The 17193-nt window shown below is 67.5% G+C and carries 12 protein-coding genes; 8 read left to right on the top strand and 4 right to left on the bottom strand.

Translation table 11 applies throughout. The annotated features are described in order from the left end of the window. Positions 1-49: 49 nt before the first annotated feature. The 8 genes from O3305_RS08310 to O3305_RS08275 all read left to right on the top strand — a co-directional run bounded on the left by O3305_RS08310 (position 50) and on the right by O3305_RS08275 (position 11472). Complete coding sequence (locus O3305_RS08310) at positions 50-4099, top strand: glycosyl hydrolase (protein ID WP_269575975.1); 4050 nt, start codon at positions 50-52, stop codon at positions 4097-4099. Between the two features lie 73 nt (positions 4100-4172). Next, positions 4173-5216 carry an aldo/keto reductase gene (locus tag O3305_RS08305; RefSeq protein WP_269575974.1) on the top strand — a complete coding sequence of 348 codons (1044 nt, stop codon included), beginning with the start codon at positions 4173-4175 and terminating at the stop codon, positions 5214-5216. Between the two features lie 95 nt (positions 5217-5311). Continuing rightward, on the top strand, positions 5312-6073 hold the full coding sequence (locus tag O3305_RS08300) for a FadR/GntR family transcriptional regulator (protein WP_269575973.1): 762 nt from the start codon (positions 5312-5314) through the stop codon (positions 6071-6073). A 141-nt stretch (positions 6074-6214) separates the two neighbouring features. Then, a complete protein-coding gene (locus tag O3305_RS08295; protein ID WP_269575972.1) occupies positions 6215-8038 on the top strand; it encodes a beta-L-arabinofuranosidase domain-containing protein in 1824 nt (607 codons plus the stop codon). 4 nt (positions 8039-8042) lie between these two features. Next, a complete protein-coding gene (locus O3305_RS08290; protein ID WP_269575971.1) occupies positions 8043-9308 on the top strand; it encodes a ribulose-bisphosphate carboxylase large subunit family protein in 1266 nt (421 codons plus the stop codon). A gap of 104 nt (positions 9309-9412) precedes the next feature. Further along, positions 9413-10687 carry a four-carbon acid sugar kinase family protein gene (locus O3305_RS08285; protein ID WP_269575970.1) on the top strand — a complete coding sequence of 425 codons (1275 nt, stop codon included), beginning with the start codon at positions 9413-9415 and terminating at the stop codon, positions 10685-10687. Positions 10688-10825: 138 nt separating this feature from the next. Beyond that, entirely contained in the window at positions 10826-11158 is a 333-nt protein-coding gene (locus O3305_RS08280) for a hypothetical protein (protein ID WP_269575969.1), read from the top strand. Beyond that, complete coding sequence (locus O3305_RS08275; protein ID WP_269575968.1) at positions 11158-11472, top strand: hypothetical protein; 315 nt, start codon at positions 11158-11160, stop codon at positions 11470-11472. Before O3305_RS08280 ends, O3305_RS08275 begins: the two co-directional genes overlap by 1 nt. A gap of 327 nt (positions 11473-11799) precedes the next feature. On the opposite strand, the gene O3305_RS08270 is transcribed toward O3305_RS08275, so the two are convergent. The 4 genes from O3305_RS08270 to O3305_RS08255 are packed head-to-tail and all read right to left on the bottom strand — an operon-like array spanning position 11800 to position 17193. Beyond that, a complete protein-coding gene (locus tag O3305_RS08270; protein ID WP_269575967.1) occupies positions 11800-13872 on the bottom strand; it encodes a beta-galactosidase in 2073 nt (690 codons plus the stop codon). Beyond that, on the bottom strand, positions 13869-15257 hold the full coding sequence (locus O3305_RS08265) for a glycoside hydrolase family 140 protein (RefSeq protein WP_269575966.1): 1389 nt from the start codon (positions 15255-15257) through the stop codon (positions 13869-13871). The genes O3305_RS08270 and O3305_RS08265 overlap by 4 nt, the downstream gene beginning before the upstream one ends. An 11-nt stretch (positions 15258-15268) precedes the next feature. Continuing rightward, on the bottom strand, positions 15269-16513 hold the full coding sequence (locus tag O3305_RS08260; RefSeq protein WP_269575965.1) for an MFS transporter: 1245 nt from the start codon (positions 16511-16513) through the stop codon (positions 15269-15271). After that, the gene (locus tag O3305_RS08255) at positions 16510-17193 is read right to left on the bottom strand and encodes an aspartate/glutamate racemase family protein (RefSeq protein ID WP_269576478.1); all 684 of its coding nucleotides are present in this window, start codon (positions 17191-17193) and stop codon (positions 16510-16512) included. The genes O3305_RS08260 and O3305_RS08255 overlap by 4 nt, the downstream gene beginning before the upstream one ends.

Genomic DNA, 17193 nt, shown 5'->3' with positions numbered 1-17193 from the left:
GTTTTGACCTGCTAGGTTGCGGCAAAAGAATAGCCGAAGAGGGAGAGATATGGCGGGCATCGGACGGTGGCTGGCGGGGTGCGCGCTGGTGATTCCGGCGGCGGGGGCGATGGCGCAGGAGGTGCCGCAACCGGCGGCCGACCGGCCCAGCCCCGAGGCGTTCCGCGATCCGCCGGCCGAGGTGCGGCCCGGGACTTTCTATCACTGGATGAATGGGAACGTCTCAGCAGACGGTCTGGACGCCGATCTTGGCGCGATGCGGGAAATCGGCATCGGCAGCGTGATGGCGTTCGACGGGAGCAGCGATGTGCCCAAGGGGCCGGTCGACTATCTCAGTCCACAGTGGCTGGGACTGATGACGCACATGATGGCGAAAGCCGAGCAGCTTGGCATGAAGGTGGGGCTGCACAACGCGCCGGGCTGGTCGTCCTCGGGCGGGCCCTGGATCACCCCCGAGCGATCGATGCAGCAGCTCGTCTGGACCGAGACGACCGTGGCGGGCGGCAAACCGATCACGGCGAAGCTTGCCCAACCCTATACGAAGCTTGGCTATTATCGCGACGCCGCGCTGATCGCCTTTCCGGCGAGCGCGGGCGACGACAGCGTGTACCGCGATGCAGTCGCCGAGATGCGGACGGCGAGCCCGGTCCCCTCGGCCGTGCTGACCGACCGGGACTTGAACACGGGCACGGATGCAACCCCCGATGCGCCGCTGACCATAAGGATGAAGTCGCCCTTCACCGCGCAGGCGGTGACTCTGTACAGCGACGCGCATGCCGGGCCGTTCAGTGCAAGCATCGAAGTCTCAAGTGACGGGAAGAGCTGGACGCGCATCGGCCAGGTCAGCGCGCCGGCGCAGCATGAGCGCGGGATCGAGGCGCCCGGCACGATCAACTTCGCACCGGTCACTGCCAGCTGGTTCCGCGTCACGCCGAAGGGGCGGCTGAAGCTCACCGAGGCGCTGTTCCATGCGACGCCGCGCATCGATGGCTGGGATTTGAAGGGCGAGCATCTGTTCCGTGCCTCGCCCGCCGTGGAGCCGCACCCGAGCGATCTGCGCAAGGCCGATGCGATCGATCCGGCCAGGGTGATCGACCTGACCGGCAAGCTGGATGCCAGCGGCACGCTGCGCTGGACGCCGCCGGCGGGGCGCTGGACGGTGCTGCGGCTGGGGCACACCAGCACCGCGCACCTGAACGTCGCGGCATCGGATGCCGGGCGGGGCCTCGAGGTCGACAAGCTCGATCCCGATGCGGTGGATTTCCAGTTCCAGAGCAGCGTCGGCAAGCTGGCCGAGGCTTCGGGCGGGTATCTCGGCAAGACCTTCGACATGCTGATGATCGACAGCTACGAAGCCGGGCTGCAGAACTGGACGGCGAAGCTGCCGCAGTTCTTCGCCAGGCAGAAGGGCTATGCGATCACGCCCTGGCTGCCGGCGCTGACCGGGCGGATCGTCGGCGATGCCGACCAGTCCGACCGCTTCCTGTTCGATTTCCGCGACACGCTCTCGGACCTGATGGCGGACAATTATTACGGCCGGATGCAGAGCCATGCCAACGCGATCGGCCTGCATTTCTATGCCGAGCCCTATGGTCCCGGCGCGTTCGACACGCTGCAGGTGTCGGGGCGGACGGAGGTGCCGAGCAGCGAGTTCTGGACGCGCACGCCCTGGACCGACAACCGATCGATGAAGATGGTGACCTCCGCCGCGCATGTGTACGGCAAGCCGGTGATCGCGGCGGAGAGCTTCACCGGCGAGGCGCAGACCAGCCGCTGGCAGGATTATCCCTATGCGATGAAGGCGCTTGGCGACCAGATGTTCGCGCTGGGGCTCAACCAGATCATCTTCCATCGCTATGCGCATCAGCCCAATCCCAAGGCGGCGCCGGGGATGGTGATGGGGCCGTGGGGGATCAACCTCGACCGGTCGAACACCTGGTTCGCCCAGGCCAAGCCGTGGATGCAGTATCTGGCGCGCAGCCAGTATCTGCTGCGCCAGGGCAATTACGTTGCCGATGTGCTGTTCTTAACCGGGGAGGAAACGCCCTATCAGGCCGAATATGCGCGGCCCGATGTGTCGCCGGACAGCAACCCGAAGATCGGGCAGTATTTCGAGCCGCATATCCCGCCGGGCTATCAATATGACCTGGTCAATGCCGAGGTGCTGCTGACCCGGGCGCGCGTGAAGAACGGGCGGATCGTGCTGGCGAACGGCGCGGAGTATCGGCTGCTGGTGCTGCCCGCGACGCTTTCGAGCATGACGCCGCAGCTGGCGAGCAAGCTGCATGCGCTGGTCGAGCAGGGTGCGGTGATCCTCGGGCCGCGGCCGGTCCATTCGATGACGATGACGGGCGACGCGGATTTCCGCGCGGCGACCGAGGCGCTGTGGGGCGGCGGGGATGCGCCGCATAAGGTCGGCGCGGGAATGGTGTTCCCCAAGGGCAGCGTGCTCGAGGCGATGGACGCGCTCAAGGTCGGGCCTGACGCCCGGTGCGAGACGCGGACGCCCGACGGGCAGGTGGTGTGGCTGCACCGCAAGCTGGCGGGCAGCGAGATGTATTTCGTCGCCAATCGCCAGCGCCGCGCCGAGACGGTGACGTGCAGCTTCCGGGTCGGCAGTGCCGTGCCGTCGCTTTGGGATGCCGAGACGGGGACGGTCTCGCGGCCGGTGCTGTTCGCGAGCGATGCGGCGGAGACGAAGGTGACGTTCGACCTGTCGCCGGCCGGATCGACCTTTGTGATGCTCGACCCCGACAAGGGCGAGGCGCGGGCCGGCTGGATCGCGCGGGACGGCAAGCGGGTGGCGGAACTCGATCCGCCGGTCGCGGTGCGGGCGGTGGCGCCGGAGGGCAGCTTCACGCTGTCGCTCTGGGCCAAGCCGGACATCGACCTGCGCGTGCTGCCCGACGAGAAGACCGAGGGGCGGATCAACGAGACCGGCAAGAACTACCTCATCAACGCGCGATCGGGGCGTGACCTGCACGGCGAGGGCAGTGCGATTGCCGGGCTGGCGATCGGCCGCAACGGCGCGATGGTGATCGAGCGGGCGAGCCCGGACAGCGTGCCGGCGGTGCTGGTAAGCCGGGTGCCGGTTTCGGGCTGGACGCATGTCGCTTTGGTCTATGACCGGGGCACACCGAGCCTCTATCTGAACGGCAAGCTGGTGCGCACCGGGCTGCGCAGCGGGCGGCGGGTGTTCGCGGGCGGCAGCGACGCGCCGCAGCCGCTGGGCGTGAGCTATTTCTTCGAGGGCAATTCGACGCCGCTCAAGACGGTGGCGCGGGCGCTGAGCGCGGACGAGATCGCTGCCGAAGCGGCGGGCGATCCGCCGGTGGCGCCGATCGCGGCGACGCCGGTGACGGTGGAGCGCGACGACACGGGCGGGCTGCGTGGCCTCGCCTGGGCGAGCGGGCGCTATACGCTGGAGGGTGGCAGCGGCTTCACCGCCAAGGTGCCCGAGCCGGTGACGGTGGCGGGGCCGTGGACGGTGCGCTTCCAGCCCGGGCGCGGGGCGCCCGAGAGCGTGGTTTTGCCGAAGCTGGAATCGCTTAGCCATCATGCCGATGACGGGGTGCGCCACTTTTCGGGCACCGCGACCTATCAGCGCAATATCGACGTACCGGCGAGCGCGCTGGGCAAGGGGCGGCGGGTCTATCTCGATCTGGGCCGGGTCGAGGTGCTGTCGGGCGTGACCGTGAACGGCAAGGATCTGGGCGTGGTGTGGAAGGAGCCGTACCGCGTCGACATCACCGATGTGGTGAAGCCGGGGGCGAACAGCGTCTCGTTCGCCGTGACCAATCTCTGGGCCAACCGGATGATCGCCGATGCGGCGCTGCCCGAGGAAGGCAAGTTCGTCGATGGCGAATGGCAGATCGGCGAGAAGGTGGCGGCGGACGGCAAGAAGGTGCCGGTGATGGCGCGCAAGATCACTGCGCTTCCCGACTGGTACAAGGCCGGCGAAGCCAAGCCGGCGGGTGGACGGGTGAGTTTCACGCCCTGGACCTTCTATTCGGCGGACGAGCCGCTGCTCGATTCCGGGCTGCTCGGGCCGGTGCGGCTGGTGTTCGCCCAGGAAGTTTCGGTGAAGCGGGAGCGCTAGGTGGCATCAACCTTGGGTGTGGCAGCTGGGCCCCGGCGTTCGCCGGGGAAGCGAAGGAGCGGGATGACGATGGATGCCTGAGGCCATGCAATACGCCCTGCTCGGCAATAGCGGGCTGGTCGTCTCGCGGCTTGCGTTCGGCGCGCTGACGCTGACCCGGGACGATCCGATGCAGGGCCTTGCCAAGGTGCGCGGGGCGGATGCCGATGCGCTGGTCGGCCAGGCGCTCGATGCCGGGATCAACTTCTTCGACACCGCCGACATCTATGCGGGCGGCCAGTCCGAGGAAGTGCTGGGCAAGGCGCTGGCGCCGCATCGCGACGGCGTGGTGATCGCGACCAAGGTGATGGGGCGGATGGGCGCGCCGCTGGTGCAGGCGGGGCTGACCCGGCGGCACATCGGCTGGGCGATCGACCAGAGCCTGAGGCGGCTCGGGACGGACTGGGTGGACGTCTATATCGCGCACAACGAGGATGTGCGCACACCGCTGGAGGAGACGCTGGAGGCGCTCGACGCGGTCGTCCGCGCGGGCAAGGCGCGCTATCTCGGCTTCTCCAACTGGTCGGCCTGGAAGGTCGCCGCCGCGCTCGAGCTGCAGCGGGCCAATGGCTGGGCGCCGTTCACGCACGGGCAGATGTATTATTCGCTGCTCGGCCGCGACATCGAGCGCGACCTGATGATGATGCGGGGGCGCTACGGGATCGGGGTTACCGCGTGGAGCCCGCTGGCGGGCGGCTTCCTGTCGGGGAAATATGATCGCGACCGGCCGGGCGGGGCGGAGGATCGGCTGGCGGCGACCGGATACATGCCGTTCGACCGGGAGCTGGGCTTCGCGCTGGTCGACGAACTGCGCGCGATCGCGGGGGAGCTGGGGGCGAGCGTGGCGCAGGTGTCGCTGGCCTGGTTGCTCGCCAAGTCGGTGGACAGCGTGATCCTGGGGGCGTCGCGGCCCGAGCAGCTGGCCGACAATCTGGGAGCGGCGCAACTGGTGCTGCCCGATGACGTTGTGGCGCGGCTCGATGCGCTGACCGCGCCGGCCGAGCTCTACCCGCACTGGCATTGGCGCAACGCCGCCGACGGACCGCTGGAGGCGGCGCTTTCCGGGCGGGGGAGATAGCACCGGAACCGCGACGAGGGGCTGGCCACAAATACTATTATAACTGTAAGGAAGTGGACTGGCCGGCTATTCCGGTCCCCTGGAGAACCTTGAAAATGCTGGCCCGCCCGAACTTCAGCCGTTTTGCAGAGACAGCGCTGTCGAGCCACGATCAGGTGGCGCGGGCGCTGGGGGGCGAGATCCTGGCCGGCGTCTATCCGCCCGGCGCGAAGCTGCCCTCCGAGGCCGAGATGCTGGCGCGCTTCGGCGTGTCGCGCACCGTGCTGCGCGAGGCGTTCAAGACGCTGACCGCCAAGGGGCTGATCGTGTCGCGGACGCGGGTTGGCACCACCGTGCTCGACAGCGCGCACTGGAATTTCTTCGACGCCGATGTGCTGACCTGGAAGGTGTCGCAGGGCTTCGACATGGCGTTCGTGCGCGATCTCGCCGCGATCCGGCTGGCGATCGAGCCGGCGGCGGCGCAGGCGGCGGCCGAGCAGGCGACCGAGGCGGACATCGCACTGATGCGCGACTGTGTGGCGCGGATGGGCGATGCGCCGGGCGATGCGGGCGAGTTCGCCACCGCCGATCTCGAGTTCCACAAGGCAGTGGGCCATGCTTCGGGCAATGTGCTGATGCGCTCGCTCTCCGCGGTGATCGAGACCGCGCTGCTCGCTTCGTTCCGGATGAGCTCGCCGGTGCGCGAGGCGGAAGTGCATGAGGAGAGCGTGAAGGGGCACAGCCGGATCGTCGATGCGATCGAGGCACGCGACGGCGAGGGCGCGGCGCAGGCGATGCGGGATATCATCGGGCACGGCTTCGCGCGGCTTGAGCGGGCGGGCAGCGGTGGGGCGCGGAAGAAGCGCGGCAAGGATTGATTCCGCAATCCTTCCCCCTGGCGGAGGATTTGCGTTACAAAGTTTGTCCGGCCTTGCGCCTCTGATTAGTATTATTATAAGCCTAGCGATAACGATCGGCGCGCCGCGTAAGGGTAGCCGATTCCATGTGAGAGGATCGCTATGAAGGGCTTCGAAAAGGCCGGAATTTCGCGTCGCGAGTTCGTCCATTGCGCTGCGTGCGCGACTGCCGCTGCCGGCACGACGATCGCGAGCCCCGCAGCGCTGGCGGCCGCCGCCGCGGTGGCGGGCGGCAAGGAAGCCGTGCACGAGTTCGCCTATGGCAAGGTCCGGCTGACCGGCGGGCGGATCAAGCAGCAATACGACCATATCCAGTCGCATTACCTGGCGCTCGACAATGACCGGGTGCTCAAGGTGTTCCGCGAGAATGCCGGGCTGCCCGCGCCGGGCCCGAACATGGGCGGCTGGTACGACAAGGACGGCTTCGTCCCCGGGCTGACGATCGGCCAGTATATCTCGGGCCTCGCCCGGCTTGGCGCCACCACCGGCGACAAGGACATCCACGCCAAGGTCGCAGCCCTCGTTCAGGGGTTCGGCGAGGCGTTCGTCAAGGGCAGCAACCCCTATGCCGGTCCCAAGGCGCAGGACCAGTGGGCCGCCTATGTGATGGACAAGTACGTCGTCGGCATGATCGACGCGTACCGGCTGTCGGGCGTCGAGCAGGCGAAGAAGCTGCTGCCGATCATCATCGAGAAGTGCCGGCCCTATATCTCGCCGGTCTCGCGCGATCGCATCGGCAAGGTGAACCCGCCGTATGACGAAACCTATATCATGTCGGAGAACCTGTTCCATGTCGCCGACATCACCGGCGACCAGAAGTATCGCGACATGGCGGTGCACTATCTGCTCGACAAGGAATGGTTCGATCCGCTCGCGGCCGGGCAGGACGTGCTGCCGGAGAAGCATGCCTATAGCCACACGATCGCGCTGAGCTCGGGCGCGCAGGCCTATCTGCACCTCGGCGACGACAAGTATCGCAAGGCGCTGGAAAATGCCTGGAAGTTCATGGAGCCGCAGCGCTTCGCCTCGGGCGGCTGGGGGCCGGAGGAGCAGTTCGTGCACCTCCACCAGGGCAAGCTCGCCGCGAGCCTGAAGAGCTCCAAGGCGCATTTCGAGACGCCGTGCGGCGCCTTTGCCGACCTCAAGCTGGCGCGCTACCTGATGCGCTTCACCGGCGATGCGCGCTATGGCGACGGGCTGGAGCGGACGCTGTACAACACGATGCTGGCCGTCCGCCTGCCCGACAGCGACGGCGGCTATCCCTATTATTCGGATTACGGCGCGGCGGGCGAGAAGCGCTATTACCATCAGAAATGGCCGTGCTGCTCGGGCACGCTGGTGCAGGGCGTGGCGGACTATGTCCTCAACCTCTATTTCCATGACGACGACAGCCTGCTGGTCAACATGTACGCGCCGTCCGAAGTCAGCTGGGATCGTGCCGGCGGCACGGTCGAGGTGGTGCAGGAGACCGACTATCCGGCGCGCGACACGGTGAAGCTCAAGGTGCGCAAGGCCGGCAATGGCCGTTTCGCGATGAAGCTGCGCATTCCGGCCTGGACCAAGGGCGCGACGCTCAAGGTCAATGGCGTGGCCCAGGCCGCGACGCCGGGCTCGCTCGCGGTGGTCAAGCGGACCTGGAAGGTCGGCGATGTGGTCGAGCTGACCATCCCGCAGCCGCTGCGCACGCTGCCGATCGACGACCAGAACCCCAACCTCGCCGCCGTGATGCGCGGCGCGGTGATGTATGCGGGCATCAATCCGTGGGACGGCATCGACCAGCAGGCAATCGCGCTGCCCGGCGCGCTGGAGGCGATGCCCGACCAGGACCAGGCCTACCGCGTGAAGGTGGACGGCCGGAACCTCGTCTTCATCCCCTATTTCAACGTCGATACCGAGCGTTCGACCACTTACTTCAAGACGGCCTGATCGGATGGAACCGCGGATCTACGCTACCTACTGGATCGAAACCGCTTTCCCGCTCGCGCAGGCGGCGGCGACGATGGCCGGCGAGCAATCGACCGGCACCTTCGTCCGCGTGCCGGGCGAGACCGATGAGCTGCGCGAGGCCCATGCGGCCCGTGTCGAGGAACTGACCGAGCTGGGCGAAGTCGCGGTGCCGTCGCTGCCGGGATCGGGGCTGCCCAAATCGGGCGACGCCACAAGGCGGGCGGCACGCGTGGTGCTGTCCTGGCCGGTGTCGAACATGGGGCTGTCGCTTCCCAATTTGCTGGCGACGGTCAACGGCAACCTCAGCGAGCTCAAGGCCTTTTCCGGCTTGCGGCTGCTCGACCTGAAGCTGCCGCCCGAATTCCTTACCCGCTACCAGGGGCCGCAGTTCGGCGTGGAGGGCACGCGCAAGCTTGCCGGGGTGCATGGCCGGCCGATTATCGGCACGATCATCAAACCGAGCGTCGGGCTCGGGCCCGAGGCGACCGCCGAGCAGGTGCGCGGGCTGGTCGAGGCCGGGATCGACTTCATCAAGGACGACGAACTCCAGGCCGATGGGCCGCATTGCCCGTTCAACGAGCGGGTGAGCGCGGTCATGCGCGTCATCAACGATCATGCGCAGCGCACCGGCAAGAAGGTGATGTACGCCGCGAACCTGACCGGCGAGATCGACGAGATGCTGGCGCGGCACGACCATGTTCTGGCCGAGGGCGGCACCTGCATCATGGCGAGCATGAACTCGATCGGCCTGCCGGCGATGAAGGTGCTGCGCGCCCATTCGCAGCTGCCGATCCACGGCCACCGCAACGGCTGGGGCATGCTCGGCCGCTCGCCGGCGATCGGGATGAGCTATATCGCCTTCCAGAAGCTGTGGCGGCTTGCGGGCATCGACCACACGCATGTCAACGGCATCGACAACAAGTTCTGCGAGACCAATGAGAGCGTGATCGCATCGGCCCGCGAATGCCTGACGCCGATGTTCGACGCGCCGAACAAGGGCTGCGAGATCATGCCAGTCTTCTCCTCCGGCCAGTCGGCCAAGCAGGCGGCGCCGACCTATGCCGCGCTGGGATCGGTGGACTGCATGTTCGCCGCCGGCGGCGGGATCATGGCGCATCCGGGCGGCCCGGCGGCAGGCGTGCGCGCGCTGCGCCAGGCCTGGGATGCGGCGGTTGCCGGGGTGCCGGCCGAGCAGGCGGCGAAGGACGCGCCCGAGCTGGCGGCGGCGCTGGGGGCGTTTGGGGGATGATCCGCCACCGTCGTCATCCCGGCGAAAGCCGGGATCTCGTGCGGCTCCTGTCCCGTGCCTTCGCCTGAGATCCCGGCTTTCGCCGGGATGAGGATGAGAGTGAAATGACCGACCTTCTCTACGGCTTTTACGGCGACGATTTCACCGGCTCCACCGATGTGCTCGAGCAGCTTGCCGAGGGTGGGGTGCCGGCGGTGCTGTTCCTGCGTGCGCCCGATGCGGCGCTGCGGGCGCGTTTCGCAGAGGTACGGGCGATCGGCATTGCCGGGGACAGCCGCAGCCAGTCGCCCGACTGGATGGACGCGCATCTTCCCCCCGCCTTCGCGGCGCTGGGGGAGGGAGCGACGGTCCATTACAAGACCTGCTCAACCTTCGATTCCAGCCCGACCACCGGATCGATCGGCCGCGCGATCGAGCTGGGCCGGGCGGCGTTTCCGGGCAAGGCGGCGATCCTGGTCGGCGCGCCGCACCTGCGCCGCTATGTCGCGTTCGGCAATCTGTTCGCGGCGGCGGGCGCCGAGGTGTTCCGCATCGATCGCCACCCGACCATGGCGCGCCACCCGGTCACGCCGATGCACGAGGCCGACCTGATCCGTCACCTTGCCGGGCAGAGCGATGCCCGGGTGGCTTTGGTGTCGCTGGAAGCGATCCGGGCCGGGCAGGCGAGCGCGGGGTTCGACGCGGCCGATGCCGATACAGTGCTGTTCGACGGCGTCGCGATGGAGGATCTGGCGGCGGCGGGCGAGGTGCTGCTGTCGCGCGGCGTGCGCTTCGCGGCGGGCAGCTCAGGCGTGACCCGGGCGCTGGTGCTGGCTTGGCAGGCGGCCGGGCTGATCGACGGGCGACCGGCGGAGGTGCGCGCCGGGGCGGTCGACCGGTTGCTGGTAGTGAGCGGGAGCTGCTCGCCGGCGACGGCGCGGCAGATCGGGCGGAGTGCGGCGGATGGCTTCGCCGCGACGCTGGCAGATGTCGGCGCGCTGCTGGAGGGGTCTTCGGCGGAAGAGGCGCGGCTGGCCGATGCGGCGCTGGCGGCGCTGGCCGGGCAGGGCAAGGCGCTGATCCATTCGGCCGAGGGGCCACTGGACGCGACGGCACCGGCGGCGGGCGAGAAGCTGGGTCAGGCATTGGGCCGGGTTGCCGCGCAGGTGGTGCGCCGGGCCGGATTGCAGCGGCTGCTGTTCGCGGGCGGCGACACGTCGAGCCACGGCGTCGCGCAGCTCGGCATCGACGCGCTGACCTGGGCCGCACCGATCGAACGCGGCGCGCCGCTGGTGCGGGCGCATGCTGCCGATCCTGCCGTGGATGGGCTCGAGCTGGTGCTCAAGGGCGGGCAGATGGGCGGGGACGGGTTCTTCGAGACGGTTCGGCTGGGGGGATAGGTGGATATCGAGCCTTTCCAGGATATCGCGTCACCTTGGCCTTGTGCTGGAATCGCCAGTCGCGCGCACTGAAGCACTGCTATCGAGCGGTCTCCGGTAGAATGTGGACGCCAGCAGCGTTAGGCTCGGGCAATGAGAGTGACCAAGGACGGCGATTTTTTCCGGGGCAGCCATATTCCCGGTCCGACGCATAATTTGTTGAGGATGCGCGTTCAGTCCGCACCCAATGCGAGTTTCAATGTCAGGGTGCTGCCGGCGGTTGGTGGGTGCTCGCATGGCGCTCCTATCGAGGCTGAGGAAAGCCGGGATTGGATCAGCGTGGGCGTTGAGCGCGCTAACGCAGAGCTTGGAACCGGCTACGGCATCGTCGAAGCGGAAGTCGTCGCAAACGACAGCCGGAGGCCTGAGGTTTATGCCGAGTTGGCTCGCCGAATTGTGTTGGCGGCGCATCAGGATGACGGGAGCAATTGATGGCATTGGTCGGGACAGAGTATCTCGCCTATGTCCCAACGGAGGCGTTTCGAGAGGCGACGAGGCATGTCTCCGATGTCGATGCGTACGGCGCGCTCTATGCAGTGACCGTCAATAGTCATGCGCGTGACAAAACCAGCCCATCCCGCAGCGATCTGGACGCGGCGCATTGGGCCATGTTCCTGGCCGTTGCCGACCCGGAACTGAAATCTCTTTGCGAAGGGCGAGGCTTTGATGATTGCTGGAGGGTCCTGCGGCTTGACCTGGAATCCGGGCAGGACGCGGTTGAGGATGCGCGCTCGCTGAAGCGCTGATGTCTGCATCCGGGGCGCTTGCCACGTCGTCGGACTGCTGCCCGACATTCAGGATGCGGCGTTTCGCCATTTCCGTTCCCCCGGCGAAGGTCGGGGTCCAGTTGCGACGTTGTTCGCGAGGTTCCTGCGCCATCGATACTGCGCCGAAACTGGGCCCCGACCTTCGCCGGGGAAGGGGTGGGCGTGTGCTGCGCAGGCCTCAAACAACCCCGTCATCCCCGCGCAGGCGGGGATCCATTGTCGCTGAATGCGGTGGGACTCATTTCGGCCAGCCGTAATGGATCCCCGCCTGCGCGGGGATGACGGTCATGGGGCAGTTGGAGCAGTTCAGCGCTGCAGCACCGCCACGCCTTCGCGGCCCAGCGTCACCTTGCTGACCTTCCCGCCCGCCAGCAGGTCGGTCATCGCCGCCGGCAGGACCAACTCGCGCGGCTCCCGGCTATGGTTGACCAGGATGACGATGCGCTTGCCCTGGCCCTCGCGGGTCATCAGCTCGACATCCTCGGGCACGGCGAAATCGCGCGATACCCTGGCGTCGGCGAGGGCGGTGTCGATAAGGGTCTTCATCACGCCGTCATCGACCAGCGCGCCGACATAGGTGATGCTGCCCTTGCCGACCTTGCGCGAGATCGCGGCGGGCTTGCCGTCGAGCCAGCCGTTTGCCTTGCCGTAGCGCAGGACGACCTGGGTATCCGGTGCACTGGTCGAGAGCATTTCGGCCCAGATCGTTGCCTTGCCGGTGCCAACCTCGATCGGCTCGTCGAGCGCGTAGAATTGCTCGACCTGGCCGCCGAGCAGTTCGGCGAGCGGGCCGGGCTGGCGGACGGTGTCTAGGCGGTTGTACTCGTCCTTCATGCCCGAGCGGGGCCCAAGGATCAGGTGCCCGCCGCCGCGGACATAGTCGGTCAGGCGCTTGGCAGTCGCGTCCGTGATGACGTTGAGGCTGGGGGCGACGACCAGTTTGTAGCCGGCCAGCGGGGCTTCCGCTGCCTCGACGACATCGACGGCGCCCAGCGCGTTCTTGAGCGGCTGGTAATAGTCGAGCAGCGTCTCGATCTGGTCGTAATCCTTGTGGTGGAGCTGGAAGTCGATCGCCCAGCGGCTCGGATAGTCCTGGAGGATCGCGACCGGGGAGACCGGGGTGGTGCCGGCCAGCGCCGGCGAGGCGGCCTTCATCTCGCGGCCGATCTGCTGGATCTCGGGATAGACGGGCAGCGGCTTGCCGTCGGGGCCGACGATCGAGCCGTGCATCGTCTCCTGGCCGTTCAGCGCGTTGCGCCATTGCCAGTAGAGCACCGCGTCGGCGCCGTGGCCGACTGCCTGCCAGGCGACTGCGCGGGTCTCGCCGGGATAGAGCATGTTGCTTACGGGTGCCCAGTTCACGAAGCCGGGCTGGGTTTCCATCACCCAGAAATTCTTGCGCTTCCAGCCGCGGACGAGGTCATGGGTGGCGCCCATGCGATAGGGCTTCACATGGCCCATGCCGACATATTCGTCCCAGGAGGCGAAATCGAGGTCGCGGTTCATCTCGTAGCGATCGAAGCGATTGGCCCAGCCGAGGCCGCCGAAGTTGATCGTGATGAACTGCTTGTCGCCGACCACGGCGCGGACCGCGTCGATCTGGTTGCGGTGGAAGGCGCGCCACTGCGAGGTGATGAAGCGCTTGAGCTCGAGCATCCAGCCGGGATTGGCCTTGTCGCTGTTGAACGGCACCTGCTCCCAGGCGGTGTAGGTCTGCGACCAGTACTCGGTGGTCCAGGCGGCGTTGAGCTTGTCGAGCGTGCCGTAGCGCTGCTTGAGCCACGCCACCCAGGCGGCGCGGGCTTCGGGGTCATAGCTCTCGTCGGTCGGCTCGTTGCCGATCTGCCAACCGATGACATTGGGCTCGTCCTTGAGCGCCTGGGCCATGCGGGTGACGATGTCGCGGGCGAACGTCCGATAGCGGCTTGAGGAGATCGAGAATTGCCGGCGGCCGCCATGGCCGATCTGCTTGCCGGTGCCGTCGATCTGCAGCGTGTCCGGGTATTTCTGGGTCATCCAGGCCGGGGGCGTGTCGGTCGGCGTGCCGATGACGACCTTCATGCCGTATTTGTTGGCCATGCGGACGGCGCGGACCAGCCAGTCCATGTCGTACTTGCCTTCCTCCGGCTCCATCTTGCTCCAGGCATATTCGCCGATGCGGACGACATTGGCGCCGTGGCCCTGCATCAGGCGGAGATCCTCGGCCCAGGCGCTTTCGGGCCATTGCTCGGGATACCATGCCGAACCGATATAGAGGCGTTCGTGCGCGACCTTGGCGGCGGCGGGGGAGGCCTTTTGCGCTTCCTGCTGCGCAAGCGCGGGCAGCGGGGCGGCGGCGCCGGCGAGCAGGAGGGCGGTGGCGAGGGCGAAGGTCTTCACTGGTTATTCCCCTTGGCGTCGTCGAGCACGAGCGCCCAGTCATTGCCCGGTGCGGTCTTGCCGGGCGGCGTGAACAGGCGGACGCCCGTGTTGGCGAAAGTGCCGATCGGCGTGCTTGCCCCGGTGCGCGGATCGAACCAGGCGGCGCGGACGCGGGTGCCGCTGATCTTGCCCATCCGGACATGGAAGGGGCGGCCGGTATAGGTATAGGCGATGGCGTAGTTCTTGCCGCGGGTGGCGGCGACGCGCTCGTAGCGCGGGCCGCTGTCGGGGATCAGCGACTGATCGGGCACGCGCTCGAAGAAGGGGCGCGAGAGGATCAGGTCCTTGAGGTGGTGCATCTGGCTGCCGCCGGGGGCGTCTAGCCCTTCCTGCCAGGAGAGCTTGGGCCAATAGGCATTGGCCTTCTTGCCCGGCGTGAAGAACTGCATGACGCTGTTCTCGCCATAGGTGTGGCCGAACGCGCCGGCGAGGACCGACCACCAGGCATAGCGGCGGGCATCGGCGGCGCCCCAGCGCGGCTCGGGTGCACGGTCGAGGCCGTGGGGGATGTTCTCGTAGCTCGGCTCGGCGTCGATCGTCGGCTTGGCCGGGCTGCGCGAGAGATCGTCGGTGGTGTAGACCCAGTTATCCTCGCCGCGCGCGTTGAGCTGGTGGTCCTGCGCGTAGCTCTGGTGGCCCGACTGGTACATGTTGAAATCGAGCCAGGGCGCGTCGTGGAACATCCAGGACGAGCTGGCGCGGCCGGCCGGATGATAGGTCATCAGATGGTTGGGATCGATCGCGCGGATCGTCTTGCCGAGGATGTCCCAGGCGAGCGGGGAAAGCTCGGGATAGCGATCGCCGCCATTCACCCAGATCAGGTTGGGCTTGTTCCTGTAGCGCTCGGCGGCGAAGCGGCCGATCACCGGGGCGGTATCGGCGTTGAGCAGGCGGAAATCGGCGAAGTCGCCCCACACCGGCACCAGCGCGATATAGAGACCGTGCGCGGCGGCACGATCGAACACCCAGTCGAGATGATCCCAATAGTCATATTCGCCGGGCTTGGCGGGATCGTTGCCGGGGGTGACGCGCGGGCGGGTGAGGTCGCCGTCCACCAGGGCCGGGCCGGCGACGGGGTTCTCCATCTTCGGCCCGTGCAGCATCATCACCTGGATGACGTTGTAGCCCTGCGCCTCGCGCTTGGCGAAATAGGCTTCGGTCTCCTCGCGGTTGAGCTTGCCGAGCAGCAGCCAGCCGGTGTCGCCGAGCCAGAAGAAGGGCTTGCCGTTCGATTCCAGATAGCGGCCGTTCGCCGATACCTTGAGCGGCGGTGTGCGGTCCTGCGCGGACGCGGCGGATGCGGCGAGCGCGCATCCGGCGGCGGCGGCGATCAGCCAGCGCATGTCTTCCCTCCTCAGATCGACTTCTTGTGGTCGAAGCCCTTGGTGCAATCGATGGTCGCGAAGATCACGGCCGCCAGGACCACCATCAGCGCGATGCCCTGCAGCGGCAGGTTGTAGTTGCCGGTGGCGGCGACGACGTAGCCGAACGCCACCGAGCATACGAAGCCGCCGAGATTGCCGGCGGTGTTCATCACGCCCGAGGCGGTGCCGCCGAAGCGACCGCCGATCGCCATGCACATCGCCCAGGCGGCGGGGAGCATCAGGTCCATCACCATGAAGGCCGCGCCGGCCAGCGCGACGATCGCGAACTTGCTGGTCGCCAGGCTCATCGCGACGAGCAAAGCGGCGGTGCCGACCAGGCAGGTCGAGGCGATCAGGCGATAGGCGTTGCGGCTGCCGATCCGCGCAGCCAGCCGGTCGCACAACGCGCCGCCGACGAGGTTGCCGACCACGCCGAGCAGGAACGGGATCGAGCCGTACAGGCCCATCTCGTCGACGGTGAAGCCCGCGCCCTTGACCATCCAGGTCGGGAACCAGCCGAAGAAGAACCAGCTGCCGAACGCGTAGAACAGATAGGCGATGGAGATCAGCCAGAGCTGAGGCAGGGCGAACAGCTGCTTCCACGGCGTGCCGCTATGGCCGGCATGCTCGTCGCTGCCGATCTCGGCGACTTCGGCGGCTGTGATTCCGGGCTGCTCGGCGGGCTTGTCGTGGAACCATTTCCACCAGGCGAGCGCCCAGACCGCGCCGATCACACCGAGGATGACGAAGACTGCCTGCCAGCCGAGATGCTTGTTGGCGGGGACCAGCAGCAGCGGGGCGAGGGCGCCGCCGAAGCGGCTGGCGGCCCAGATCACGCCCTGGCCGCGCGCACGCTCGCGGGCCGGCAGCCAGCGATAGAGCACGCCGGTCATGTTGGGATAGGCACCGGCAGCGCCGAGGCCGAACAGGAAGCGCGCGGCGGCGAGCTGCCAGAAGTTGCGGCACACTGCGGTGATCGCGGTGAAGAAGGACCACCAGACCGTGATCCGGGTCAGCTCCTTGCGATAGCCATGCTTGTCGCCCATCGCGCCCGAGGGGATCTCGAACACCGCATAGGCGATGACATAGGCGCTCAGCACCCAGCCCCATTCGGCGGGGGTGATGCCGAGATCCTTCTGGATCGACGGGCCGGTGACCGCGATCGCCAGCCGGTCGATAAAGGTGATGATCGATAGGGTGGCGAGGAAGCCGAGGACCAGCCGCCGCTTCTTCACTTCCCCGAGCCTTGGCCGAGGCCCGCCAGCACGGCGCGGGCATGCTCCATGCCGAGTTCGGGGCTGGCATAGACCGGCGCCGACACTGCTCCCTCCGGCAGGCTGGCGACGACGCGCGCCATCGATGCCTGGGCGAGGACGATGGCGTCAACGCCCTTCATGCCCTCGGTCAGGCCCTCGCTCACGATGCGGTCATGCGTGGCGCCGTCGCCGGCCATCACGGCCTGGAACGCGCCTTCGCAGAGATGCTCGACGATCTCGATCTGCTTGCCCTGCTCGGCGGCGACGCGGCGGACGAGGTCGGCGGTCGGCTGGAGGGTGGTGGAGAGGGTGGCGACCACGCCGATGCGGGTGCCGCTGGCGACGGCCTTCTCGGCCATGGCGCGATCGACGCGGAGTACGGGCTGGTCGTAAAGCTCGGCCGCCATCTCGACTGCCTTGCCGATCGACGAGCAGGTGACCATCGCGACGTCGCAGCCGGCATCGAAGGCCGAGCCGACCAGCCGGACGACCTGACGCATCGTCGACTTCTGGAGATGGCCGGCGGCGATCGTGTTCTTGATCGTGCTCTCGTCTACGAAGTGGAGCAGCTTGACGTCGGCCGGCATCACCCGCGCCGCGATCTCGGTGAAGATCGGCACGAGGGTTGCCGAATTATGGATCAGGCCGAGGGTAGGCAT

Source organism: Sphingomonas sp. NIBR02145 (assembly GCF_027359115.1).
GTDB lineage: Bacteria > Pseudomonadota > Alphaproteobacteria > Sphingomonadales > Sphingomonadaceae > Sphingomonas > Sphingomonas kyeonggiensis_A.
The sequence above is the reverse complement of the archived record's forward strand: the minus strand, read 5'-3'. Positions and strand labels throughout refer to the sequence as shown.

Bases quoted from the DNA above. Each gene is read 5' to 3' on its own strand.
- O3305_RS08310 (WP_269575975.1), top strand. From the start codon at position 50: ATGGCGGGCATCGGACGGTGGCTGGCGGGGTGCGCGCTGGTGATTCCG.
- O3305_RS08305 (WP_269575974.1), top strand. From the start codon at position 4,173: ATGCCTGAGGCCATGCAATACGCCCTGCTCGGCAATAGCGGGCTGGTC.
- O3305_RS08300 (WP_269575973.1), top strand. From the start codon at position 5,312: ATGCTGGCCCGCCCGAACTTCAGCCGTTTTGCAGAGACAGCGCTGTCG.
- O3305_RS08295 (WP_269575972.1), top strand. From the start codon at position 6,215: ATGAAGGGCTTCGAAAAGGCCGGAATTTCGCGTCGCGAGTTCGTCCAT.
- O3305_RS08290 (WP_269575971.1), top strand. From the start codon at position 8,043: ATGGAACCGCGGATCTACGCTACCTACTGGATCGAAACCGCTTTCCCG.
- O3305_RS08285 (WP_269575970.1), top strand. From the start codon at position 9,413: ATGACCGACCTTCTCTACGGCTTTTACGGCGACGATTTCACCGGCTCC.
- O3305_RS08275 (WP_269575968.1), top strand. From the start codon at position 11,158: ATGGCATTGGTCGGGACAGAGTATCTCGCCTATGTCCCAACGGAGGCG.
- O3305_RS08265 (WP_269575966.1), bottom strand. From the start codon at position 15,257: ATGCGCTGGCTGATCGCCGCCGCCGCCGGATGCGCGCTCGCCGCATCC.
- O3305_RS08255 (WP_269576478.1), bottom strand. From the start codon at position 17,193: ATGCCTACCCTCGGCCTGATCCATAATTCGGCAACCCTCGTGCCGATC.